This window comes from Streptomyces sp. NPDC028305 (assembly GCF_055569495.1).
Map to the genome: position 1 here is coordinate 572,729 of NZ_JBVHTN010000005.1, position 22,476 is coordinate 595,204.

15 protein-coding genes and 1 pseudogene are annotated in these 22,476 nt (G+C 72.4%); 7 read left to right on the forward strand and 9 right to left on the reverse strand.

The window, feature by feature from the left end:
• Window positions 1–2: 2 nt before the first annotated feature.
• From ACZ4WQ_RS23480 to ACZ4WQ_RS23495, 4 genes are all read right to left on the reverse strand, one after another.
• Window positions 3–977, reverse strand: coding sequence for an HpcH/HpaI aldolase/citrate lyase family protein (locus tag ACZ4WQ_RS23480; RefSeq protein WP_361189081.1), 975 nt, complete (start codon window positions 975–977; stop codon window positions 3–5).
• Window positions 974–3,013 carry a protein meaA gene (locus tag ACZ4WQ_RS23485; protein WP_398373861.1) on the reverse strand — a complete coding sequence of 680 codons (2,040 nt, stop codon included), beginning with the start codon at window positions 3,011–3,013 and terminating at the stop codon, window positions 974–976. The genes ACZ4WQ_RS23480 and ACZ4WQ_RS23485 overlap by 4 nt, the downstream gene beginning before the upstream one ends.
• Window positions 3,010–4,374: a crotonyl-CoA carboxylase/reductase gene (gene ccrA / locus ACZ4WQ_RS23490; protein WP_398373862.1), complete on the reverse strand. Its 1,365-nt coding sequence runs from the start codon at window positions 4,372–4,374 to the stop codon at window positions 3,010–3,012. The genes ACZ4WQ_RS23485 and ccrA overlap by 4 nt, the downstream gene beginning before the upstream one ends.
• Window positions 4,375–4,740: 366 nt before the next feature.
• Window positions 4,741–7,602 carry a glycosyl hydrolase family 95 catalytic domain-containing protein gene (locus tag ACZ4WQ_RS23495; RefSeq protein WP_468022370.1) on the reverse strand — a complete coding sequence of 954 codons (2,862 nt, stop codon included), beginning with the start codon at window positions 7,600–7,602 and terminating at the stop codon, window positions 4,741–4,743.
• Window positions 7,603–7,753: 151 nt separating this feature from the next.
• On the opposite strand from ACZ4WQ_RS23495, the gene ACZ4WQ_RS23500 reads away from it, so the two are divergent.
• Window positions 7,754–9,613 (forward strand): glycoside hydrolase family 97 protein, encoded by a 1,860-nt coding sequence (locus ACZ4WQ_RS23500; protein ID WP_468022371.1) that lies wholly within the window; start codon window positions 7,754–7,756, stop codon window positions 9,611–9,613.
• Window positions 9,614–10,250: 637 nt separating this feature from the next.
• On the opposite strand, the gene ACZ4WQ_RS23505 is transcribed toward ACZ4WQ_RS23500, so the two are convergent.
• Together ACZ4WQ_RS23505 and ACZ4WQ_RS23510 are read right to left on the reverse strand one after the other, a co-directional pair.
• The gene (locus ACZ4WQ_RS23505) at window positions 10,251–11,090 is read right to left on the reverse strand and encodes a TetR family transcriptional regulator (RefSeq protein WP_311730820.1); all 840 of its coding nucleotides are present in this window, start codon (window positions 11,088–11,090) and stop codon (window positions 10,251–10,253) included.
• A gap of 88 nt (window positions 11,091–11,178) precedes the next feature.
• On the reverse strand, window positions 11,179–13,056 hold the full coding sequence (locus ACZ4WQ_RS23510; protein WP_398373864.1) for a 3-hydroxyacyl-CoA dehydrogenase family protein: 1,878 nt from the start codon (window positions 13,054–13,056) through the stop codon (window positions 11,179–11,181).
• A gap of 370 nt (window positions 13,057–13,426) precedes the next feature.
• On the opposite strand from ACZ4WQ_RS23510, the gene ACZ4WQ_RS23515 reads away from it, so the two are divergent.
• Window positions 13,427–14,086 (forward strand): HEAT repeat domain-containing protein, encoded by a 660-nt coding sequence (locus ACZ4WQ_RS23515; protein ID WP_311730818.1) that lies wholly within the window; start codon window positions 13,427–13,429, stop codon window positions 14,084–14,086.
• A 53-nt stretch (window positions 14,087–14,139) separates the two neighbouring features.
• On the opposite strand, the gene ACZ4WQ_RS23520 is transcribed toward ACZ4WQ_RS23515, so the two are convergent.
• Complete coding sequence (locus tag ACZ4WQ_RS23520; protein WP_398373865.1) at window positions 14,140–14,676, reverse strand: GNAT family N-acetyltransferase; 537 nt, start codon at window positions 14,674–14,676, stop codon at window positions 14,140–14,142.
• A 58-nt stretch (window positions 14,677–14,734) separates the two neighbouring features.
• Here ACZ4WQ_RS23520 and ACZ4WQ_RS23525 point away from each other — a divergent pair, with 58 nt between their 5' ends.
• Both ACZ4WQ_RS23525 and ACZ4WQ_RS23530 read left to right on the forward strand, forming a co-directional pair.
• Entirely contained in the window at window positions 14,735–15,523 is a 789-nt protein-coding gene (locus tag ACZ4WQ_RS23525; RefSeq protein ID WP_468022372.1) for an SDR family NAD(P)-dependent oxidoreductase, read from the forward strand.
• A gap of 47 nt (window positions 15,524–15,570) precedes the next feature.
• Window positions 15,571–15,927: a MerR family transcriptional regulator gene (locus tag ACZ4WQ_RS23530; protein ID WP_311730815.1), complete on the forward strand. Its 357-nt coding sequence runs from the start codon at window positions 15,571–15,573 to the stop codon at window positions 15,925–15,927.
• 324 nt (window positions 15,928–16,251) lie between these two features.
• Here ACZ4WQ_RS23530 and ACZ4WQ_RS23535 read toward each other — a convergent pair whose 3' ends face one another.
• Both ACZ4WQ_RS23535 and ACZ4WQ_RS23540 read right to left on the reverse strand, forming a co-directional pair.
• Window positions 16,252–17,289, reverse strand: a complete 1,038-nt coding sequence (locus tag ACZ4WQ_RS23535; protein WP_361189062.1) for an Rv2578c family radical SAM protein — start codon at window positions 17,287–17,289, stop codon at window positions 16,252–16,254.
• Between the two features lie 103 nt (window positions 17,290–17,392).
• Window positions 17,393–18,844: an MFS transporter gene (locus ACZ4WQ_RS23540; protein WP_398373866.1), complete on the reverse strand. Its 1,452-nt coding sequence runs from the start codon at window positions 18,842–18,844 to the stop codon at window positions 17,393–17,395.
• A gap of 18 nt (window positions 18,845–18,862) precedes the next feature.
• On the opposite strand from ACZ4WQ_RS23540, the pseudogene ACZ4WQ_RS23545 reads away from it, so the two are divergent.
• The 3 genes and pseudogenes from ACZ4WQ_RS23545 to ACZ4WQ_RS23555 all read left to right on the forward strand — a co-directional run.
• A pseudogene (locus ACZ4WQ_RS23545) lies at window positions 18,863–19,108 on the forward strand (SbtR family transcriptional regulator); the annotation flags it as partial.
• Between the two features lie 123 nt (window positions 19,109–19,231).
• Window positions 19,232–19,675, forward strand: coding sequence for an SRPBCC family protein (locus tag ACZ4WQ_RS23550; protein WP_311728312.1), 444 nt, complete (start codon window positions 19,232–19,234; stop codon window positions 19,673–19,675).
• Between the two features lie 198 nt (window positions 19,676–19,873).
• A complete protein-coding gene (locus ACZ4WQ_RS23555; protein ID WP_398373867.1) occupies window positions 19,874–22,456 on the forward strand; it encodes an MFS transporter in 2,583 nt (860 codons plus the stop codon).
• Window positions 22,457–22,476: the final 20 nt, after the last annotated feature.

The following is a 22,476-nucleotide window of genomic DNA, read 5'->3' on the forward strand; positions in this document are numbered from 1 at the left end:
GCTCACCCCTCCGGGGCTTCGAAGCGGGACGTCCGGGTCATGCCGGCGGCCCGGCCCTTGCCGGCGATCACCAGCGCCATCTTGCGGCTGGCCTCGTCGATCATCTCGTCGCCGAGCATCGCCGAGCCCTTCTTGCCGCCCGCCTCCGACGTGTAGTACTCGTACGCGTCCAGGATCAGCTCGGCGTGGTCGTAGTCCTCCTGCGCGGGCGAGAAGACCTCATTGGCGGCCTCGACCTGGCCCGGGTGCAGCACCCACTTGCCGTCGAAGCCCAGCGCGGCGGCGCGGCCGGCGACCTCGCGGAAGCCGTCCACGTTCTTGATCTGGAGATACGGCCCGTCGATCGCCTGGAGGTCGTTGGCGCGCGCGGCCATCAGGATCTTCATGAGGATGTAGTGGTAGGCGTCGGCCGGGTAGCCGGGCGGCTGCTCGCCCACGACCAGCGACTTCATATTGATCGACGCCATGAAGTCGGCCGGGCCGAAGATGATCGTCTCGATGCGCGGGGAGGCCTGCGCGATCTCGTTGACGTTGTTCAGGCCCTGGGCGTTCTCGATCTGCGCCTCGATGCCGATCCGGCCGACCTCGAACCCCATCGTCTTCTCGATCTGCGTCAGCAGCAGGTCGAGCGCGACGACCTGCTGGGCGTTCTGCACCTTCGGCAGCATGATGCAGTCGAGGTTCGGGCCCGCCCCCTCCACCACCGTCACCACGTCGCGGTACGTCCACTCGGTCGTCCAGTCGTTGACGCGCACGACCCGCGTCTTGCCCGTCCAGTCGCCCTCGTTGAGGTACTTGACGATGGTATGCCGCGCTCCGGGCTTGGCCAGCGGCGCGCACGCGTCCTCCAGGTCCAGGAAGACCTGGTCGGCGGCCAGGCCCTGGGCCTTCTCCAGGAAGCGCGGGTTGCTGCCGGGCACGGCGAGGCAGGAGCGGCGCGGACGCAGACGGTTCACAGGCGACGGGTGCGCGGTCATACGGGGACCTCCAGGGGGTCGAGCTGGTTCGCGGTGCGGATCTCATCGACGATACGGCCGATGATCTCTGTGATACCGAAGTCCTTGGGGGTGAAGACGGCAGCCACTCCGGCCTCGCGCAGCGCGAGGGCGTCCGCGGCCGGGATGATCCCGCCGACGATCACCGGGATGTCCGGCGCCCCGGCCGTGCGCAGCCGGGCCAGCACCTCCGGCACCAGCTCGGCGTGCGAGCCGGAGAGTATGGAAAGACCGACGCAGTGCACGTCCTCGGCGACAGCCGCCGAGACGATCTGCTCGGGGGTGAGCCTGATCCCCTGGTAGATCACCTCGAAGCCGGCGTCCCGGGCCCGTACGGCGATCTGCTCGGCGCCGTTGCTGTGCCCGTCCAGGCCGGGCTTGCCGACCAGCAGCCGCAGCTTGCCGACGCCGAGGTCGGCGGCGGTCGCCGCGGCCCTCGTACGCACGGCGGCGAGCGGGGTGCCCGCCTCGGCGGCGACCGCCACGGGCGCCCCGCCGACCCCGGTCGGGGCGCGGTACTCACCGAACACCTCCCGCAGCGCCCAGGCCCACTCGCCCGTGGTGACGCCCGCGCGGGCGCACTCCAGGGTCGCGGCCATGAGGTTGTCGCTGCCCGCCGCGGCCTTCCTGAGCGCGGCCAGGGCGTCCTGGGCCCGGCCCTCCTCGCGCCGGTCGCGCCAGTCGACCAGTGCACGGACCACCCGCGCCTCGTTCGCCGGGTCCACCGTCATGATCGCGGTGTCCAGGTCGGCGGTGAGCGGATTGGGCTCGGTGGACTCGTAGCAGTTGACGCCGACGATCTTGTCCTCACCCGCCTCGATACGCGCCCTGCGCTCGGCGTGCGAGGCGACCAGCTGCGCCTTGAGATAGCCGGACTCGACGGCGGCCATGGCCCCGCCCATCTCCTGGATCCGCTCGATCTCGGCCAGCGCGGCCTCGACGAGGGCGTCCACCTCGGCCTCGATCACATGCGACCCGGCGAAGATGTCGCCGTACTCCAGCAGGTCGCTCTCGTGGGCGAGGACCTGCTGGATGCGCAGCGACCACTGCTGGTCCCAGGGGCGCGGCAGCCCGAGCGCCTCGTTCCAGGCCGGGAGCTGTACGGCGCGGGCGCGGGCGTCCTTGGAGAGGGTGACCGCCAGCATCTCCAGCACGATGCGCTGGACGTTGTTCTCCGGCTGGGCCTCGGTCAGCCCCAGCGAGTTGACCTGGACGCCGTAGCGGAAGCGGCGGTGCTTGGAGTCCTGGACGCCGTAGCGCTCCAGGGTGATCCGGTCCCAGATGCGGCCGAAGGCGCGCATCTTGCACATCTCCTCGATGAACCGGACGCCCGCGTTCACGAAGAAGGAGATCCGGGCCACCACATCGCCGAAGCGCTCCTGGGGCACCTGCCCGGAGGCCCGGACGGCGTCCAGCACGGCGATCGCGGTGGACATCGCGTAGGCGATCTCCTGCACCGGGGTCGCCCCGGCCTCCTGGAGGTGGTAGCTACAGATGTTGATCGGGTTCCACTTGGGGATGGCGCCGACCGTGTACGCGATCATGTCGGTGGTCAGCCGCAGGCTCGGCCCCGGCGGGAAGACATGCGTCCCGCGCGACAGGTACTCCTTGACGATGTCGTTCTGCGTGGTGCCCTGGAGCGCGGCCACGTCCGCGCCCTGCTCCTCCGCGACCACCTGGTAGAGCGCCAGCAGCCACATGGCGGTGGCGTTGATGGTCATGGAGGTGTTCATCCGGTCCAGCGGGATGTCCTGGAACAGCCGCCGCATGTCACCGAGGTGGCAGACGGGGACGCCGACCCGGCCCACCTCGCCGCGCGCCAGGACGTGGTCCGGGTCGTAGCCGGTCTGGGTGGGCAGGTCGAAGGCGACGGACAGGCCGGTCTGGCCCTTGGCGAGGTTGCTCCGGTAGAGCGCGTTGGAGGCCTCGGCGGAGGAGTGCCCGGCGTAGGTCCGCATCAGCCAGGGCCGGTCCTTTTTCCTCCGCTCTTCGCTGCCCCGCTCCTCGCGGGCCGTCACGCCGCGTCCCGGAAGATGTTGATGGCGTCGAGGTGGCGCTCGCGCAGTTCGAGGTCGCGCACGCCCAGGCCCTCCTGCGGGGCCAGCGCCAGCACGCCGACCTTGCCCTGGTGGAGGTTGCGGTGCACGTCGTAGGCGGCCTGGCCCGTGTCCTCCAGGGAGTAGACCTTGGAGAGGGTCGGGTGGATCCTGCCCTTGGCGATCAGGCGGTTGGCCTCCCATGCCTCGCGGTAGTTGGCGAAGTGGGAGCCGACGATGCGCTTGAGCGACATCCACAGATAGCGGTTGTCGTACTCGTGCGTGTAGCCGGACGTGGACGCGCAGGTGACGATGGTGCCGCCCTTGCGGGTGACGTACACCGAGGCGCCGAAGGTCTCCCGGCCCGGGTGCTCGAAGACGATGTCCACGTCCTCGCCGCCGGTCAGCTCGCGGATGCGCTTGCCGAACCGCTTCCACTCCTTCGGGTCCTGGGTGTGCTCGTCCTTCCAGAAGCGGTAGTCCTCCGCGCTGCGGTCGATGATCGCCTCGGCGCCCATGGCCCGGCAGATCTCGGCCTTGCGGGGCGAGGAGACCACACAGATCGGGGTGGCGCCGCCGGCCAGGGCGAACTGGGTGGCGTAGCTGCCGAGCCCGCCGCTGGCGCCCCAGATCAGGACGTTGTCGCCCTGCTTCATCCCGGCGCCGTTGCGGGAGACCAGCTGCCGGTACGCGGTTGAGTTGACCAGGCCGGGGGCGGCCGCCTCCTCCCAGCTCAGATGGTTGGGCTTGGGCATCAGCTGGTTGGACTTGACCAGGGCGAGCTCGGCGAGGCCGCCGAAGTTGGTCTCGAAGCCCCAGATGCGCTGCTCGGGGTCGAGCATGGTGTCGTTGTGGCCGTCGGCCGACTCCAGCTCGACGGACAGGCAGTGCGCGACGACCTCGTCGCCCGGCCGCCAGATGTTGACGCCCGGACCGGTGCGCAGCACGACGCCCGCGAGGTCGGAGCCGATGATGTGGTACGGCAGGTCGTGCCGCTTGGCGAGCGGGGAGAGCCTGCCGTACCGCTCCAGGAAGCCGAAGGTCGGCAGCGGCTCGAAGATCGAGGTCCAGACGGAGTTGTAGTTCACCGAGCTGGCCATGACGGCCACGAGCGCCTCGCCGGGGCCGAGCTCGGGCACCGGCACCTCGTCCACGTGCAGGGACTTGCGGGGGTCCTTCTCCTTGGTGGTCTGGCCGGCGAACATCTCGGCCTCGTCCTTGTGCACGGTCACCGCGCGATACGACTCGGGGACGGGCAGGGCCGCGAAGTCCTCGGGCCCCAGTGCGGGGGAGCCGTGCTCGGACGCTGTCGACGCCAGGATCGCGTCCAGGATTTCGTTCATCGGTGCCTCCGGCGAAGCGTCGGGGGACGCTTGAGGGAACGCTGGGCTCATGACGGTTGCTGCTGGTGCCGTCGGTCCGGCGGAGGTGCTGCTGAGCGGTGCTGCTGTTGAGCGGTGCTGCTGTTGAGCGGTGCTTCTGAGCGGTGCGCGGTTGGCGCGGAGGGTGCCTGGTGACGCAGGCGGTCCGGGCGCGCACGGCGGGCGTGCGGGGACAGCCCGGACAACATCACCGTATGGCACTCCGTGTCAGGTCGCAAGACACTGCGTGCCAACAAATTCACTCAATTGTCACCCCGGTGGCACACATGAGCGGCGGCGGCCGCCCCGGATGGGACGGCCGCCGCGTCGTGGAAGGAAGGTCGGCTGTCAGCCGCTCTTCTCCAGCGAGAGCGCGAAAATGTGCGCCCTCGCGGTGCCCGAGGGGGCGCCGAGGGTGATGGAGGACAGCTCCTTGGCCGGGTCGAGCGCCACCTTCTGGTGGAAGATCGCCGCCTTGGTGCCGAGCGGGCCGGTGCGGGTGTGGATCTGGCTGGTGCGCACCGCCTCCGTCTCGCCGTACTTCGGGCCCGACAGCCAGGCCGTGAGCTGCACGTTCACCTTTGTGGTCGAGCCGTCCGCGTAGCCGAGCTCGGCGGGGACGGTGACGTCCGCCGTGTCGCCGGAGCCCAGTACGTGCAGCTTCGCGTACGAGCCGACCGGGACGGAGACCTTCTGGCCGGCCGCGATGACGTTGTTGTCGGAGCCCTCGCTGCCGTTGGTGAACGAGAAGGAGACCCCGTCGTCCTCCGTCTGCGCGGTCTGCGGCAGCTGGGCCATCGGATATGTCCGCCCGGTGCCGTCGAAGTCGCCGTCCCCGTAGTACATCTCGGTGGTGATGGCGTCGTTGTCGAAGTGCCCGACCAGATCCACCTGGGTGACCGCGCCCGTCTCCGGCACCGTCGGCAGCCCCCAGCGCTCGGCCGGGCTGGTGACCTTCACGGGCGCGATCTCGAAGTCCGGCCGCGACCCCGCCGGGTACACCACCGCCTCCTCGTCCCGGTGCAGCTCCAGCTCGATCACGCCGTCGGCCACCTCGCGCCACTTCGGCGCGGGCCCGCCGACCCCGGCCACGGTGACCCGCCCGGCGATCGAGTGGCGGACCCGGCACGGCTCCCCGGCCAGGCTGCGCACCCGCACCCAGCGCGTCCTGCCGCCCTTGCGCACCCCGCTGACCAGGAACGCGCCCTGGGTGCGGAAGTCGTGCAGGGTGACGTCCCGCCACTCGCCCGGCACGCCGGGGAAGAAGCGGATGGTGTCGCCCCAGCTCTGGCAGAGCATGTCGTGGATCGACTGGGCGCCCGACAGCGGGGTCTCGATCACCGGGCCCGCCTCGTAGTAGTGCGTGTTCGGCTGGATGAACCGCGCCACCAGCTCACGCAGATACTTCAGCGCGTCGTCGCCCCGCCCCATCTGGGTGGAGATCGAGGCCGCGCCCGAGAAGCTGTAGCCGCGCAGCGCGCCCTCGAAGCTGATCCAGTGCTCCAGGGAGCGCGCGATCAGGTCGCGGTTCTCCTTCTGGTCCCAGTTGACCAGGTAGAGGGGGTAGACGGAGAGCATGTGGGAGTAGTGGCGGTGCGACTTCGCGAACGGCACCCCGGTGCCGATCATGAAGCCGTTCTCGTCCACCGGGTAGTCCACCAGCTTGTCCAGCACCTCGCGCCACTTCGGGGCCAGCTCGTCGTCCTTGCCCAGCAGCTCGACGGTCTCCAGCAGCGTCGTACAGCTCCAGCGCAGCAGGGCCAGGTCGTAGTTGCAGTCCGGGGCCGACCCGTACTCGGGCGAGAAGGTCTTCGGCAGATGCAGCTTCCCGTCCGACTGCTCCTGGAGAAAGTGCAGGTAGTAGTTGGTGGAGCGGCGCAGCAGCGGGTAGAGCACATCCTCCAGCAGGCCCCGGTCCATCGAGTGCCGGTAGGTCAGCCAGACGTTGTGCAGCGCCCAGGGCAGATTGCCCACCTCCGGGTCGCCGACGCCCGGGACCGGGACCGAGCCGTTGTCCTCGCACTGCGCGTCCGTGGAGCGGCGCAGCCCGGCCGAGTCGGCGCGGTACTCGGGCTTGAGCGCGCTGATCAGCACATCGGTGTTCTCGGTGAGGGTGCGCGGGATCGCGTCGAGCTCCAGGTGGTTGGAGCCGTGGACCGGCCAGTACTCCAGCTGGACGTTGAGGTTCCACCACACCCCGGGCCAGGGGGTGGGCTCCACCCAGGGGCCGGTGGTGGCCATGACCGGGGCGTGCTCACGGGCCGCGCAGGCCAGCTTGTAGAGCTGGATCCAGTAGAAGCTCTGGAGCATGCCGTCGGGGACGGAGATGAAGCTCTTGCGGTAGAAGCGGTGCCACCAGTCGCGGTGCGAGCGCAGCAGGCTGGAGACGGGCAGCGCCGACGCCTTGCGGACGGTGGTCCGCACCCGGCCCTCCGCGTCCGTGCCGGGGAAGGAGTGGGCGACCGCCAGGTAGTACGTACGCTCCCGGCCCGTGCCGCGCTCCTTGTACGCGCTGGCCGTCTGCCCGCCCGGGACCAGCGACTGCACGGTGATGCCCAGACCGTCCTCGGTGCGGCTGGCCGGGGCCGGGTTCGGCTCGAAGCCCGCCGGCGGGTTCTCGCGGACGATGCGCGGGCTGATCGCGGGGGAGGGGCGGTACTCCCAGCGGAAGCCCTCCTCGCCCTCGCTCGCCTCCACGGTGGCCAGCAGCATCGTCCGGTCGTTGTGCACCAGGGCGCGCAGCTCCAGCGTGCCCTTGTCGGTCGTGATCGTGCCGCGCACCTCGGCGTTCCACAGGTCCAGGCGCAGATCGACGCCGGTGATGGCGCCGACCGGGCGCAGCAGCAGATTGCCGACCGGCAGCCGCGCCACGCCCCAGTCGCTGCCGCCCTGGTCGGGGCGGTGATCCTGGGACTCGCTGTGGTGGACCGTGAAGCGCAGGGCGTTCTCGCCCGGCTCCTGGTAGACGATCGAGCCGAACAGCCCGTTGCCGAGGAAGGGCCCCTCGTACCAGGTGCGCGGCATCCGCTTCCAGACCAGGTCCTGTGCCGCCAGGAACCGCTCCCACTCCTTGTCCGTCCCCATGCCCCGCAGGGTCACGGCCTGCTGCGCCGCCGCCTCGGCGGGCTCCGTGAGGGTGGCCCCCGCCGTCGTCCCGGCGGCCGCGCCCGCTGCCACCCGGCCCAGGAATCCGCGTCTGCTGACTGCCATCTTTCGATCAGCTCCATCCAACACAGCAAACAGATTGATCCGATGATTTGGCTAGACGGGAGCGTAGGAACGGGCTAATGATGCGTCAAGACACCGGATAGGTCAGATGTATCGGGCCGCGCTCCAAGAGCCGACTCCCCGGGAGGGAACGATGCGCGTCATACGATCCAGGGTCATCAGAGCCGCGGCGGCGGTCGCCTGCGCCGCGGCCGTCCTCGTCCCCCTACGGGCGCAGGCCGATGCGAAGGCGGACGGCCACAGCTGGCGGCTGACCGGGCAGGGCCAGGTCAGCGGGCAGCTCACGCTCACCCGCGAGGGCCGGCTGACCCTGTCCGCCCAGGACGGCCGCACCACCGTGCTGCGCCCCTCCGCGCTCGGCATCCGCACCGCCGACGCCGACCTCAGCACCGGGCTGCGCTACGAAGGGCGCAGCGACAAGCGGATCCATGAGACGTACACGACCACCACCGGGCGCCGCACCCGCCACACCTCCGATGCCTCCGAGTCCACCTTCACCTTCCGCAAGCAGGGGCGGATGCTGAAGGTCGTCTTCCGGGTCTCCGCCGACGGGCTGGCCTACCGCTACGTACTGCCCGGCGAGGGCGGCGCGGACACCGCCACCGTGCTCGGCGAGACCACCGAGTTCGCGGTCCCGCCCACCGCCGAATCCTTCCTGCTGCCCTACGACAACGGCCGCCAGGACTACGAGTCCGCCCACGATCACACCACCGTCGCCGACGCCGAGGCGGGCGACTACGGCTACCCGTCGCTCTTCCGCGTCGGCGACAGCTGGCTGCTCGTCGAGGAGGCCGACCTCAACAGCTCCTACGGCGGCTCCCGCCTCACCCTCGACGCCGACACCGACCGCTTCAAGCTGACCCTCCCCGACCCCGCCGAGGTCAGCTCCCCCGGCCTCACCACCCCCTGGCGCACCCTGGTCATCGGCGATCTGGCCACCGTCACCGAGAGCGACCTGCCCACCGACCTCGCCGCGCCCTCCAAGGTCGCCGACACCTCCTGGATCAAGCCGGGCAAGGCCGCGTGGTCCTGGTGGTCCGACGGACAGAGCCCCACCAGCCTCGCCGCCCAGAAGAAGTTCGTCGACTTCGCGGCCCGCGAGGGCTGGGAGTACGTGCTCGTCGACTCCGGCTGGAGCAACGACTGGATGCCCGAACTGACCGCCTACGCCAAGGAGAAGGGCGTCGGCGTCTGGCTCTGGGCGCGCTGGCAGACCATCGACGCGCAGAGCGAGCGGGACCGGCTGATGCCGCTGTGGAAGTCCTGGGGCGTGGTCGGACTGAAGATCGACTTCCTGGAGTCGGACGGACAGGACCGGATGCGGTGGTACGACGCGGTCTTCAAGGACAGCGCGAAGTACCACTTCATGCTGAACTTCCACGGCGCGACCATCCCACGCGGCCAGGAGCGCACCTGGCCCCAGCTGATGAGCACCGAGGCGGTCAAGGGCGCCGAGGGCACCCGCCCCAAACCCGGCCGCGAGCCCTTCCCCGCCGCGCACTACACCACGCTGCCCTTCACCCGGAACCTCATCGGGTCCATGGACTTCACGCCCGTCACCTTCACCGGGGTGCGGCCCACGAGCGACGCGGCGGAGCTGGCGCTGTCCGTGGTGTACGAGTCGGGGGTGCAGCACTTCGCCGACAGCGTCGAGTCGTACGACAGCCGGCCGCTCGCCCGGAAGTTCCTGCGGACCGTACCCACGGTCTGGGACGAGACCAAGCTGGTCGACGGCGCCCCCGGGGACCGCGCGGTCCTCGCCCGCCAGTCCGGCGACGACTGGTACCTGGGCGCGATCACCTCGGGCGAGGCGCGCATGCTGGACGAGCCCCTGAGCTTCCTGGGCGCGGGCAAGTGGCGTGCGGAGCTGTACACGGACGGCGCGGACGGCCAGATCGCGACCGAGACCCGCGAGGTCACGGCCGCGTCCCGGCTGTCGGTCGCCGTCCCGAAAAACGGCGGCTTCGCGGCGCGCTTCACGCGGGCGGACTAGCGCGTCTCTTTCCCCCACCCCGCCCCTTCCCGAAACCGTGGCTCCGCCCCGGCCCCCGGTGGGGCTGCGCCCCCGGGCGGAGCCCCGGGTCCCGGTGGGGCTTCGCCCCCGGGTGAGGCGCCCCGGTCCCGGTGGGGCTGCGCCCCCGGGCCCTGGCGGGGCTCTGCCCCCGGGTCCCGGCGGGGGTGTGCCCCGGGCCCTGGCGGGGCTCTGCCCCCGGGTCCCGGCGGGGGTGTGCCCCGGGCCCTGGCGGGGTTCTGCCCCCGGGTCCCGGCGGGGGTGTGCCCCGGGCCCTGGCGGGGTTCTGCCCTCGGGTCCCGGCGGGGCTCTGCCCCGGATCCGGGGGGTGCACCCGGGCCCGGCGGAGCTACGCCCCGGCTCCCGTGGGGCTTCGTCCTCGGGCCCGGCGGGGACGCTCGCTGGTCCCGGGGGCCTGGGACGTTGCGCAGGTCCTGGCGGGGCTTCGCCCCCAGGGACCTGCGCGTTGCGTTTCGGCCCTGGTGGGGCTGGGCTCGCCCGCTGCCTCGCGGGCCGGCGGGTTGGGGGCGTCCCCCCGTCGGCGCGCCCCCGGTGGGGTCCGGGGCGTAGCCACGGATTCGGGAAGGGGCGGGGAGGGGAAAACCACCCGCCGTGGGCGCTAGCGCTTCAGCGCTCGCTCGATCGTCCGCATCACCTCGTCCAGCGGGGCATCCGTACGGGCCACCATCACCACCACGTCCTCCTCCCCGCTCTTGGCGGACACCGTGGCCGCCGGGCGGCCGGGGAGGGGGCGCCCGGCGCCGATGCCCGTGCCGAAGGCCTGGCGGACGATGTCGAAGGCGTGGTCCAGCTGGGCCTCCACATCGCCCACGCCGCCCGCGCGCAGCCAGCGCCGCAGGACGTGGTTGTGCGCCGTGACCACGGCGGACGCGGCGACCTCCGCGAGCAGCGGGTCGTCGTCGCCGTCGTGGTGCGCGCCCTCGTCGAAGTGGCCCAGCAGATAGCGGGTGAACAGCCGCTCGTAGCGGGCCACCGAGGCGATCTCGCGCTCGCGCAGGGCGGGCACCTCGCGGGTCAGGTGGTAGCGCTCCACGGAGACCGCGGGGGAGGCGGCGTACATCCGCATGACCTCCTTGATCCCCCGGCACACCGTGTCCAGCGGGTGCTCGTGCGGCGGCGCCGCGTCCAGCACGTCCGCGGCCCGCACCAATGTGTCGTCGTGGTCGGGGAAGATCGCCTCTTCCTTGGAGCGGAAATGGCGGAAGAAGGTGCGGCGGGCGACCCCCGCTCTCGCCGCGATCTCATCGACCGTCGTCGCCTCGTAGCCCTGCGTGGCGAACAACTCCATGGCCGCGGCCGCCAGTTTGCGGCGCATGGCCAAGCGCTGGGCGGTGGCCCGGCGGGTGCCGTTGCCTCCCGCGCCGGACGAGTTCGTTCGGTTCGTACGTGGCGTACGAGCGGCCTTCAGAGGCTGGGACATGTGGGGAACGTACTGCATTTTCCGGGGCGATGCCCCCCGGACCCCTGGTGCAGCGGGCTCGGAGGGCGCGGACGGAAGCGGGGCACTGTCCGCCCCGCCCGGCTCCTCAGGCCTTCGCATATTCCCGGAAGCCGCGCCCCGTCTTCCGCCCCAGGCACCCCGCCGCGACCAGGTGTTCCAGCAGCGGCGCGGGTGCCAGACCGGGCTCGCGGAACTCGCGGTGCAGCATCCTCTCGATGGCCAGGGACACATCAAGGCCCACGACGTCCAGCAGCTCGAAGGGGCCCATGGGATAGCCGCCGCCGAGCTTCATCGCGGCGTCGATGGCGTCCGGCGAGGCGTAGTGCTCCTGCACCATTTTCACCGCGTTGTTGAGGTACGGGAACAGCAGCGCGTTGACGATGAAGCCGGCCCGGTCGCCGCAGTCCACCGGGTGCTTGCGCACGGCCTGGCAGACCGCGTGCGCCGTGGCCCGCACCTCGTCCGCCGTCAGGACCGTGCGCACCACCTCGACCAGCTTCATCGCGGGCGCCGGGTTGAAGAAGTGCAGGCCGATCACGTCCTGCGGGCGCGAGGTCGCGCGGGCGCAGGCGATGACCGGCAGCGAGGAGGTGGTCGTGGCCAGCACCGTGCCCGGCTTGCAGACCTTGTCGAGCGCCGCGAAGAGCTGCTGCTTGACGGCCAGGTCCTCGACGACCGCCTCGACGGCGAAGTCCACGTCCGCGAAGGCGTCCAGCGACCCGGCCGGGGAGATCCGGGCCAGCGTCTCGCCGCGGGCCTGCTCGGTCAGTCGGCCCTTGGTCACCGACCGCCCCAGCGACCGGGCGATCCTGGCCTTGGCCGCCTCCGCCTTCTCCGGGGTGCGGGCGGCCAGCACGACCTCGTGGCCCGCTTTGGCGAAGACCTCGGCGATCCCGCTCGCCATGGTGCCCGACCCCGCGACCCCCACCACGCGCACCGGGCGCGCGGCGACCGGGGCCCGGTCGGCGGGGTCCGGGGTCAGCGCGTCCGGGACCACGGTGCCGCTGCCCGGCGCCTCGTACGTATAGAAGCCGCGGCCCGCCTTGCGGCCGGTCAGCCCGGCCTCGGCGAGCTGGCCCAGGATGGGCGCGGGCGCGTGCAGCCGGTCGCCGGAGGCCGCGTACATCGCCTCCAGGACGGTACGGGCCGTGTCGACGCCGACCAGGTCGAGCAGCGCCAGCGGGCCCATCGGCAGCCCGCAGCCCAGCCGCATCGCGGCGTCGATGTCCTCGCGCGCCGCGTACTTCGCCTCGTACATCGCGGCGGCCTGGTTGAGATAGCCGAACAGCAGCCCGTCGGCGACGAACCCCGGCCGGTCGCCGAGCGCGACCGGCTCCTTGCCCAGGTCGCGGGCCAGCGCCGTGACCGCGGCGACGGCCGCGGGCGAGGTCAGCACGCTGGAGACGATCTCGACCAGCCTCATGGCGGGCGCGGGATGGAAGAAGTGCAGGCCCAGGACGCGCTCGGGGCGGGCGGAGTCGGCGGCCAGCCGGGTCACGGACAGCGCGTTGGTGCCGGTGGCGAGGATGGTCTCGGGCCGGACGACGGCGTCCAGGGCGGTGAAGACCTCCAGCTTGATGTCGTAGCTCTCGGGCACGACCTCGATCACCAGATCCGCGTCGGCCGCGGCCCGCAGATCGGTGGAGACGCGGAAGCGGGCCAGCGACTCCTCCCGCTCCCGCTCGGTCATCCGCTCGCGGCGCACGGCGCGGGCGGTGGCGGTCTCCAGCGCGGCGACGGCCCGGCGCGCGGCGCTCTCGCTGACGTCGACGCCGATGACCTCGCGAACCCCGCGGCCCGCCCTGGCCAGCAGTTCGGCGATGCCGGTGCCCATGGTGCCGAGCCCGATGACGGCGACAGTAGTGAGCGGGGCCCGGGAGGGGGAGATATCAGGGGTGGGCGTTTCAGGGCTCGGCGCGGGGTCGGACGTGGGACTGGCGTCGGTGGTCGGAAGACGGTCCATCGCGGACTCCAGAGGGTGTTCCCCGGATATGGGGATGAAGTGACGACTGAGACGACTGAGAGGAGCTTTCGGTCATGCGCGGAGGGCTGACACGAAACTCCTGTGGAAGGGCTTGCACGCTCCCTGACGGACGGCGCCGCACGGAGGAGACTGCCCGTGGGGGAGACACACGGCCGGCCCTGTCCCGGGGCCACGCCGTACCAAACTGCCGAACCGACTTCACGACTTCACACGGCGGCTGCGTCACCAGGCCGCCAGAGCAGGGGTGCTGCTCGTGTCGCCAGTTTAACTGGCGGGTAACCAAGACGCCAGAGCACATTTTGTGACCCGCGCGCCGGGGCGCCGGTCACCGGGGAGGGGAGACCATCACATGGACGAAGAATTCCGCGTACTGACCGACCGGGTGCGGGCCTCGCTCTCGTCCCCGGAGGAGGCCAGGGCCCACGCCTCGCTGCTCGCGCTCGTACGGCAGGGCACCCCCGCCGCGCGCGAGCAGCTCGCCCGCATCCTCGTCGCGCCCGAGCAGCCGCTGTGGGCGCGGGAGACCGCCGCGTTCGTGCTCGGCAGCGCGGGGGACCGGCGGGCCTTCGAGACCCTCGTCCTCCTTCTCAACTACCGCGAACAGGCCCGCTGCGCGACCGCCGCCCGCGTCCTGGCCCGCCTGGCCGACCCGCGCACCGCCCGCGCGGCGGCCGCCCTGGCCACGAACCCGCTGCGCACCGCCTACTCGCTCCACCCCATCCGGCTGCTCGTCGAGCTGCGCGCCCCCGAGTCCGTCCCGGCCCTCGTCGCCGCCCTGGAACGCCAACTGGCGGCCCGGGACCGGCATTGGCCGATCGCGCGCGCCTGCGTCGAGGGCCTCGGGGCGATCGGGGACGAACGCGCCGTCCCGGCCCTGACGTCCGCGGCCCGCCACCCCCGCCTCAGCGCGGCCGCCGCGGCGGCGCTGGCCCGCATCAGCGGCGGAGGCGCCCCTCTCGGGCCCCGCCGCCCGGCCCCGGACAAGCCGGGCCGCGCACGGGTGCGTTGACCGCCCCCCGCCCCGCCTCGCGCGCGCCCGTGCGCGCGCGGGGCGAGATGGGGTCAGGCCGCTATGGGGGCGAGGGGGCGGGCGTAGCGGACTTCGGGGACGGGGACGCCGTCCACCTCGTAGTCCTCCTGACCGCCGTCGGGCGCGAAGCCGGCGCGCTCGTAGAAGCGCCGGGCGCGGGCGTTGCCCTCCAGCACCCACAGCCGCAGCCGTGGAAAGCCCCGCTCGGCGGCGCGGCTGACGGACTCCGTCAGCAGGGCGCGCCCGATGCCGCCGCCGAACAGGTCGTGGCGCACATAGATCGCGTACAACTCCGCGTCCCCCGAGGGCAGATCGCGGTCCCGGTACGGGCCGAAGCACGCCCAGCCGACCACCTCGCCGACCGGGCCGTCGGCCACGAGGTTGACCACGTCCCCCACCCCTCTGGAGAAGAACTCCCGCCGCCGCCGCGCGTCCTTCTCCACGCTCAAGCCGTCCAGGTGCGCCTGCGGTATCAGCCCCCGGTACGCGGCCTGCCAGCCGCGCACCCGCACCGCCGCCACGGCGTCGATGTCCGCTTCCGTCATCTCCCTCACATGTACGCCGTCCATGCGCCCACCGTAGGCCGCTTGACCCTGCCATTGGCGGCAGGCTCGCAGGATCCCGCCCATGGACCACAGCAACGACATGAACACCGAAGAGCCCACCGCCCCCTTCGACGGCAGGGTCGCCCTCGTCACCGGCGCGGGCACCGGGATCGGCCGGGCGACCGCCCGGGCGCTGGCCGGGCTGGGGGCGCGGGTGGTGGCGGTCGGGCGGCGGCCCGGGCCGCTGGACGAGACGGCGGCGGGGCACCCCATGATCGAGCCCTTCCCGGCGGACATCACCGCGGAGGGCGCCGCCGAGGACATCGTGCGGCACGCCGTCGAGGCGCACGGCCGGCTGGACGTGCTGGTCAACAACGCCGCGATCGTGCGCGCCGCGCCGCTGGGCGACAGCACCCGCGAGCTGTCCGCCCCGCTCCTGGCCACCAACCTCCTCGCGCCCGTGCTGCTGACGCGGGCGGCCCTGGGCCCGCTGGAGGAGAACGGCGGTGGCGTGGTGGTGAACGTCAGCACCTCCATCGGCCAGCGCGGCTGGGCGGGCAACTCCCTCTACGCGGCGACAAAGGCGGCCCTGGACACGCTGACCCGCAGCTGGGCGGTGGAGCTGGCGCCGCGCGGGGTGCGGGTGGTGGCCGTCGCGCCCGGCGCGATCGAGACCCCCATCGGGGAGCACCAGGGGCTGACGCCCGAGCAGCGCGCGAAGGTACGGGCCTGGCAGCTGGCCCACACCCCGCTGGGGCGGATCGGGCGTCCGGAGGAGGTGGCCTGGGCGATCACCCAACTGGCGTCGCCCGAGGCGGCGTTCGTGACGGGCGTGATCCTGCCGGTGGACGGCGGGGCCGTGGTCGGCTGAGCGCGGGCGGTGGACGGCTGGTAGAACGGGCACCGGAGGTGGGACCGGTGCGGATCGGGGAGCTGGCGGAGGCCACGGGCGCGACGCCGCGCGCGCTGCGCCACTACGAGCAGGCGGGGCTGATCACGTCCGCGCGCGAGCCCAACGGCTACCGCGACTACGACGAGCGGGCCGTCGTCCGCGTGCGCAACATCCGCGAACTGCTCGCGGTGGGCCTCACGCTGGACGACATCCGCTGCTTCCTGCCGTGCCTGGACGGCGATGTGACGAGCGTGCGGCCCGCCGCCGAGGGGCTGAGGATCGCCCGCGAGCGGCTCGCCGTCCTCGACGCCCGCATCGCCGCCCAGACCGAGGCCCGCGACCGGCTGGCGGCCGCGGTGAGCCGGGCGGCCGCGAGCGCATGACGGCGGCGGGGACGGCGGCGGGCCGTCCGCCGGAACCGGTCCCATCCCGGAGGACGGCTGGTTCGCCCGCTATCGCGCCAAGCCCCACGCGCCGGGCCTGCGGCGGCGCGCGGCCGCGCCGGCCGGGCCGCGAGCCCCGTCCGCCGGAGGACCCCGCGCGCATCGCCGGGCTCCTTCCCCTCCCCGCCCCCTGCCGATGTGCGGCTCCGCCGCGTGGGGGGGGGCTTCGCCCCTGGACCCGGGGTCTGGGGCAGCGCCCCAGTTTCGGGAAGGGGCGGGGAGGGGAAGGAGCCCGCCGCAGGCGTCACGGTGCGCCGGGCACCCTTAGAGCAGCGTCAGCTGGTCGGGCGCCTCGGTGGCGGGGGCGGCATCCGTGGCCCGCGGGGCGGTGACGCCGCGGTGCGCGCCCGCGCGATACGGGCCGATGCCGTACTCGTCGGCGAACTCGTGGACCATCCCGGTGATCCGCCGCTGATACCACCGCGGCGCATACGCCCCGCCGCCGTACAGCGCGTCGTAGCGGGGCAGCAGCCGCGGGTGGTGGCGGGCCAGCCAGGCCGTGAACCACTCGCGGGCGCCGGGCCGCAGATGCAGCACGAGCGGCGTCACGGACGTGGCCCCGGCCGCCGCGATGGCCCGTACGGTCGCGCGCAGCTGCTCGGGGGAGTCACCGAGGTAGGGGATCACCGGGGCCATCAGCACCCCGCACGGGATGCCGTGGTCGGTCAGGGTGCGCACCGCCTCCAGGCGCCGCTCGGGTGAGGGCGTGCCCGGCTCGACGGTGCGCCACAGCCCGGGGTCGGTGAAGCCGACCGAGACGGAGACGCCGACATCGGTGACGCGGGACGCCCGCCGCAGCAGCTCCAGGTCGCGCAGGATCAGGGTGCCCTTGGTGAGGATGGAGAAGGGGTTGGCGCGCTCGGTCAGGGCGGTGAGGATGCCGGGCATCAGCCGGTAGCGGCCCTCGGCCCGCTGGTAGCAGTCGACGTTGGTGCCCATGGCGATGTGCTCGCCGCGCCAGCGGCGGGAGGCCAGCTCGCGACGGAGCAGCTCGGCGGCGTTGATCTTCACCACGATCTGGGTGTCGAAGTCGAGGCCGGTGTCGAGGTCGAGATAGCTGTGCGTCTTGCGTGCGAAGCAGTAGACGCAGGCGTGGGAGCAGCCGCGGTACGGGTTGACCGTCCATTCGAACGGCATCCGGGAGGCGCCGGGCACCCGGTTGACGATCGAGCGGGCGCGGATCTCGTGGAAGGTGATCCCGCGGAATTCGGGGGTGTCGAAGGTGCGGGTCGTCACCGCGTCCGCCGCGAAGAGGGCGGGCGCGGCCGCCCCGTCGCCGTCGGTCAGGTTGTCCCAGCGCATGGCTCGCACCTCCGGGGGTCTCGCTCGTCCCAGAATTAGAACACATGTTTCATTCATGGGTCAGCCCCCCGGAGGTGCTCCGGTCAGTCCCGGTCAGTCCCGGTCAGCCCCGGGCGCTCGGCGCCGAGGCCCGGGGCTCGGCGACCGCCGGGCCGCCGGCGGCGCGGAGCGAGCCGGCCGTGCGGCGGGCGCGGCCCGCCGGGACGAGCAGGGCCGCGAGGGCGGCGGCGAGGCAGAGCAGGGTCAGCAGGGCGAAGCCGTGGGTGTAGCCGGATTCGTACGGCAGGCCGGAGGGCTGGAGGCGGCTGGTGACCAGCACGCTGGTGACGGAGGCGCCGATGGAGCCGCCGATGGTGCGGATGTTGGCGTTCATGCCGGTCGCGGCGCCGGTCTGCTCGGCGGGGACGCTGCCCACGATGAGGTTGGCCATCGAGGCGAAGGCCAGGCCGATGCCGAGGCCGAAGATCCCGGCGACGAACGCCACCTGCCACTGCCGGTCGTGCCACAGCGTGAGGAAGCCGCAGGCGACGGCGCCGAGCGCGGCGCCCGCCACCAGCAGCCGCTTCGCGCCGAGGCGCGGCTCGAGGCGGCCGCTGAGCACGCCCGCGCCGAACATGGCGATCAGCATGGGGAGCATCAGCAGCCCGGCCCCGGTGACGGAGGCACCGAAGCCGTAGCCCGCGGCGGACGGGGTCTGCGCGAAGCCGGGGAGGAAGGACCAGATCGCGTACATGCCCGCGCCGAACAGCAGCGCCGCGGCGTTGGTGGTCCATACGGCGGGCAGTCGCATGACGCGCAGGTCGATCAGCGGGTTGGCGGAGCGGGCCTCGGCGATCAGCCACAGGGCGAACAGCAGCGCGGCGGCCACGAAGAGCGTGATCACCCGGGCCGAGCCCCAGCCCCAGACGGCCGCCTGGCTGAGCGGCAGCAGCAGCGCGACCAGCCAGCCCGAGAGCAGCACGGCGCCGAGCCAGTTGACGCGTCCGGAGGCGCGGGTGGGGGATTCGGGGATGAAGCGCAGGGCGATCAGCGCGGTGGCGGCGACGATCCCGACGGGCAGCCAGAACAGCCAGCGGTAGTCCAGCGCGGAGACGATGGGTCCGGCGGCGACCATCCCGACGCCGCCGCCCGCGGCGATGACCGCCGAGAGGTTGCTGATGCTGGGGCTCACCTCCTCGGCGGCGAACTCGTCGCGGATGATGCCGAAGGAGAGCGGGAAGAGCGCGCCGCCGATGCCCTGGATCACCCGGGCGACGATGAGGACGCCGATCGTGGGCGCGAGTGCCGCGAGCAGACAGCCGAGGGTCAGCGTGACGAGCACCGCGACCAGGGTGCGCTTCTTGCCGATCAGATCGCCGACGCGGCCGAGGATCGGGGTGAAGATCGAGGCGGAGAGCAGATACGCGGTCATCACCCAGGTCGCGGTCGACTGCGAGGTGTGCAGGGCGTGCTGCACGGTCGGCAGGGCCGGGGCGATCAGCGACTGGAGCATGGAGAACACGCCGGCGCCTGTCGCGAGGACCGCGAAGGTGAGGCGAGCGGAGTTGCGGGGCATGGGTGGCCTCTCCAAAACAAGCGGGCGATCCGCGAGGCCATGGACGGCGAGTCGGACATCTTCGCCGCCTGCCGCGAGTCGATGTACCGGGCGGGCGGCCCGCTCTTCGAACGGGCGCTCCAGGCCGGCCAGGTCCGCACCGATATCGGCTTCGACGACCTGCTGCGCATGGTGGCCGGTATCACCGCGACGAACTTCCTCGACGACGCCCAGCGCGACCGCGTCCTCGGCGTGGCCCTCGACGGTGTCCGCGCGGTGCGCTGATCCGGCCGCCGAGGCCTTACCGGTGGCGGCCTCCAATTAGGCAAAGTCCCAGCAAAAATGGTTGGCTTGCCGCAGTCGAGAGCGCCGCATGACGGGGCGCCGTTCCACGAGTGGAGGAGAGCAATGGGCCAAGTCGAGGCCACCACCGAACGGATCGTCACGGGCAGCCCCGAGGACGTGTTCGACGCGCTCGCCGACTACAGCGGTGTGCGCGGCCGGCTGCTGCCGGAGCAGTTCAGCGAGTACGAGGTACGCGAGGGCGGCGACGGTGAGGGCACGCTGGTCCACTGGAAGCTCCAGGCCACCAGCAAGCGCGTGCGCGACTGTCTGCTGGAGGTGACCGAGCCGACCGACGGGGAGCTGATCGAGAAGGACCGCAACTCCTCGATGGTCACCACCTGGGTCGTGACCCCGGCGGGTGAGGGCAAGGCGCGGGTGGTCGTCACCTCGACCTGGCAGGGTGCGGGCGGCATCGGCGGCTTCTTCGAGCGGATGTTCGCGCCCAAGGGGCTGGCCCGGATCTACGACGCGGTGCTCGCCAAGCTCGCGGCCGAGGTCGAGAAGTAGCCGGTCGCGAGGCAACCGGAGGATTCACCGGATCGGGTGGTTTTCCTTGCGGCGTGCCTCGCCGCCGTACACCCTCCCACCGGGGCGAAAGCCTCTGAACGTCCCTCTCCCCACCCGTCATCGGCGATTCGTCGCGCTTGCTCACAGTTGTCGCGTAATGCGAGAAAAGGGCGGCGGTGCAGGCGCGACGAAGGGGAGATGGACGTGGGCGGGATCACCTGGACCCCCCTGGCCAAGGGGGACGAGCCGGGACGCGCCACCGCTCCCGTGCCCGCATGGGCCCGGACGGCGCACGAGGCCGCGCAACAAGCGCAGCAGCAACAAGCACAGCAGACGGCATCACAGGCAGCACCACCGACAGCGCCTCCGGCGGAGCCGGAGACGGCGCCGGAGGCCGCCTGGGAGGCGCAGGCGCCGGACCCCGGGGCGCCGGGCGGCGCTCCCATCCCGCTCAGCCCGGCCCGAGTCCGGATGATCTTCTTCGGGCTGGTGCTCACCCTCCTGCTGGCCGCCCTCGACCAGACCATCGTGGCCACCGCCCTGCCGAAGGTGGTCGGTGAACTGCACGGCCTGGACAAGATGTCCTGGACCGTCACCGCCTACCTCCTCACCTCGACCATCGTGCTCCCGGTCTACGGCAAGCTGGGCGATCTCATGGGGCGCAAGAGCGTCTTCCTCTTCGCCATCGCCGTCTTCGTGGCCGGCTCCGCCCTGGCGGGCTGGTCGCGCACCATGGACGAGCTGATCGCCTTCCGGGCGGTCCAGGGCGTGGGCGCCGGGGGCCTGATGATCGGCATTCAGGCGATCATGGCGGACATCGTTCCGCCCCGCGAACGCGGCCGCTACATGGGGCTCATCGGCGCCTCGTTCGGCCTCGCGTCGGTCGCCGGGCCGCTGCTCGGCGGCTATCTCACCGACCATCTGTCCTGGCGCTGGTGCTTCTACATCAACGTGCCCTTCGGCCTGGCCACCATGGCCGTCGTGACCGTCGCCCTCAAGCTCCCCAGGGTCGCCCGGCGGGGCCGCTTCGACTATCTGGGCGCGCTGCTCCTGGGCGTGGCCTCGACCTGCCTGGTCTTGCTGACGAGTTGGGGCGGCACCGAGTACCCGTGGAAGTCCCGCGTCATCCTCGGGCTCGCGCTCGGGGCGCTGGGCAGCGCGATCCTCTTCGCCGTCGTCGAGGCCGTGGCGCCCGAACCGATCATGCCGCTGCGGCTGTTCCGCGACTCGGTCTTCTGCGTCACCGGGCTCATCGGCGCGGTCATCGGCCTGGGCCTCTTCGGGGCCGCCAGCTATCTGCCCACCTTTCTCCAGATGGTCGACGGCGTCAGCGCCACCGAGTCGGGGCTGCTGATGCTCCCCATGATGGCCGGGACGGTCGTGGCCTCCATCGCCTCCGGCCAGCTCATCAGCATGACCGGCCGGTACCGGATCTACCCCCTCTTCGGCAGCGCGCTGGCTGCCATCGGCATGTGGCTGCTCTCCCGGATGGAGGTGGGCACCTCCCGCCTGGACTACAGCCTGTGGATGGGGGTCTTCGGGCTCGGCCTCGGGCTGGTCCTGCCGGTGCTGGTGCTCGCCGTCCAGAACTCCGTACGCCCTGCCGACATCGGCTCCGCCACCAGCGCCAACAACTACTTCCGGCAGATGGGCGGCAGCGTCGGCGCGGCCGTCTTCGGCACCCTGTTCGCCCATCGCCTCGCCGACCGGCTCGCGGTCGAACTCCCCGCCGCCGGCCCCGATCCGGGGGCCTCCGGCACCGGGATCTCCGACCCCCAGTCGGTCACCCCGGAACTGGTGCACTCGCTGCCCGGCGCGCTGCGCGACGGCTATATCGCGGCGTACGCCGACGCCATGCCGCGGATCTTCCTCTATCTCGTGCCGGTGCTCGTCCTGGGCTTCCTGCTCGCCTTCCTCCTGAAGGAGAAACCTCTGGTGTCCACCACCGACTTCGCCGTCCAGCAAGACCCCGTCGTCCCCGCCGCGCGGACCGTGCCCCGGACCGCCCCGGCCCCCACCATCGCGGGCATTCCGGTTTGCGGCACCGTCCAGCACCACGACGGCACCACGGTCCCGCGCGCCGCGCTCACCCTCATCGACATCGCGGGGCGCCAGATCGGGCGCGGGGCCACCGGCGAGGACGGCCGGTACGCGCTGAGCACGCCGGGCGCGGGCTCGTACGTCCTGATCGCCTCGGCGGGCGGCCATCAGCCGCGGGCGGTCAGCGTCACGGTCGGCGAGCGCCCGGTCGACCTGGACGTGGTGCTCGGCGGGGCCGGGCGGCTGGCCGGGATGGTGTGCACCGCGGACGGCGCTCCCGTGCGGGACGCCACCGTCACCCTTACCGATGTGCGCGGCGAGGTCGTCGCCACCACTCGCAGCGGGCTCGACGGGGGCTATGTGATCACGGAGTTGGTGGCGGGCGAGTACACCCTCGCCTCCAGCGCCCCCGCCTTCCGCCCGGCCGCGCTGCCGGTCACCGTCCAGGCCGCCCGGGAGACCCGGCAGGACATCGAGCTGGCGGGCGGCGCGGTGCTGCGCGGCGTGGTGCGGGCGGGCGGCGGACGGCTCGTCGAGGACGCGCGCGTCACGCTGCTCGACGCGGCCGGAAACGTCGTTGACACGGCGACCACCACGGTGGACGGCGCCTTCCGCTTCGTCGACCTCTCGGCGGGCGAGTACACGGTGATCGCGGCCGGCTATCCGCCGGTCGCGACGGTCCTCCAGGTCGCGGGCGGCGGCCGCACCGAGCGTGACCTGCAACTCGGCCACGAGGACTGAGCCCTCCGGGGCACCTGGCA

What these genes read in the sequence shown, in the direction of transcription:
- ACZ4WQ_RS23505 (WP_311730820.1), bottom strand. Translation starts at nt 11,090, where the DNA reads ATGCAGTACGTTCCCCACATGTCCCAGCCTCTGAAGGCCGCTCGTACG.
- ccrA (WP_398373862.1), bottom strand. Translation starts at nt 4,374, where the DNA reads ATGAACGAAATCCTGGACGCGATCCTGGCGTCGACAGCGTCCGAGCAC.
- ACZ4WQ_RS23515 (WP_311730818.1), top strand. Translation starts at nt 13,427, where the DNA reads ATGGACGAAGAATTCCGCGTACTGACCGACCGGGTGCGGGCCTCGCTC.
- ACZ4WQ_RS23510 (WP_398373864.1), bottom strand. Translation starts at nt 13,056, where the DNA reads ATGGACCGTCTTCCGACCACCGACGCCAGTCCCACGTCCGACCCCGCG.
- ACZ4WQ_RS23550 (WP_311728312.1), top strand. Translation starts at nt 19,232, where the DNA reads ATGGGCCAAGTCGAGGCCACCACCGAACGGATCGTCACGGGCAGCCCC.
- ACZ4WQ_RS23480 (WP_361189081.1), bottom strand. Translation starts at nt 977, where the DNA reads ATGACCGCGCACCCGTCGCCTGTGAACCGTCTGCGTCCGCGCCGCTCC.
- ACZ4WQ_RS23555 (WP_398373867.1), top strand. Translation starts at nt 19,874, where the DNA reads ATGGACGTGGGCGGGATCACCTGGACCCCCCTGGCCAAGGGGGACGAG.
- ACZ4WQ_RS23525 (WP_468022372.1), top strand. Translation starts at nt 14,735, where the DNA reads ATGGACCACAGCAACGACATGAACACCGAAGAGCCCACCGCCCCCTTC.
- ACZ4WQ_RS23495 (WP_468022370.1), bottom strand. Translation starts at nt 7,602, where the DNA reads ATGGCAGTCAGCAGACGCGGATTCCTGGGCCGGGTGGCAGCGGGCGCG.
- ACZ4WQ_RS23540 (WP_398373866.1), bottom strand. Translation starts at nt 18,844, where the DNA reads ATGCCCCGCAACTCCGCTCGCCTCACCTTCGCGGTCCTCGCGACAGGC.
- ACZ4WQ_RS23535 (WP_361189062.1), bottom strand. Translation starts at nt 17,289, where the DNA reads ATGCGCTGGGACAACCTGACCGACGGCGACGGGGCGGCCGCGCCCGCC.
- ACZ4WQ_RS23520 (WP_398373865.1), bottom strand. Translation starts at nt 14,676, where the DNA reads ATGGACGGCGTACATGTGAGGGAGATGACGGAAGCGGACATCGACGCC.
- ACZ4WQ_RS23500 (WP_468022371.1), top strand. Translation starts at nt 7,754, where the DNA reads ATGCGCGTCATACGATCCAGGGTCATCAGAGCCGCGGCGGCGGTCGCC.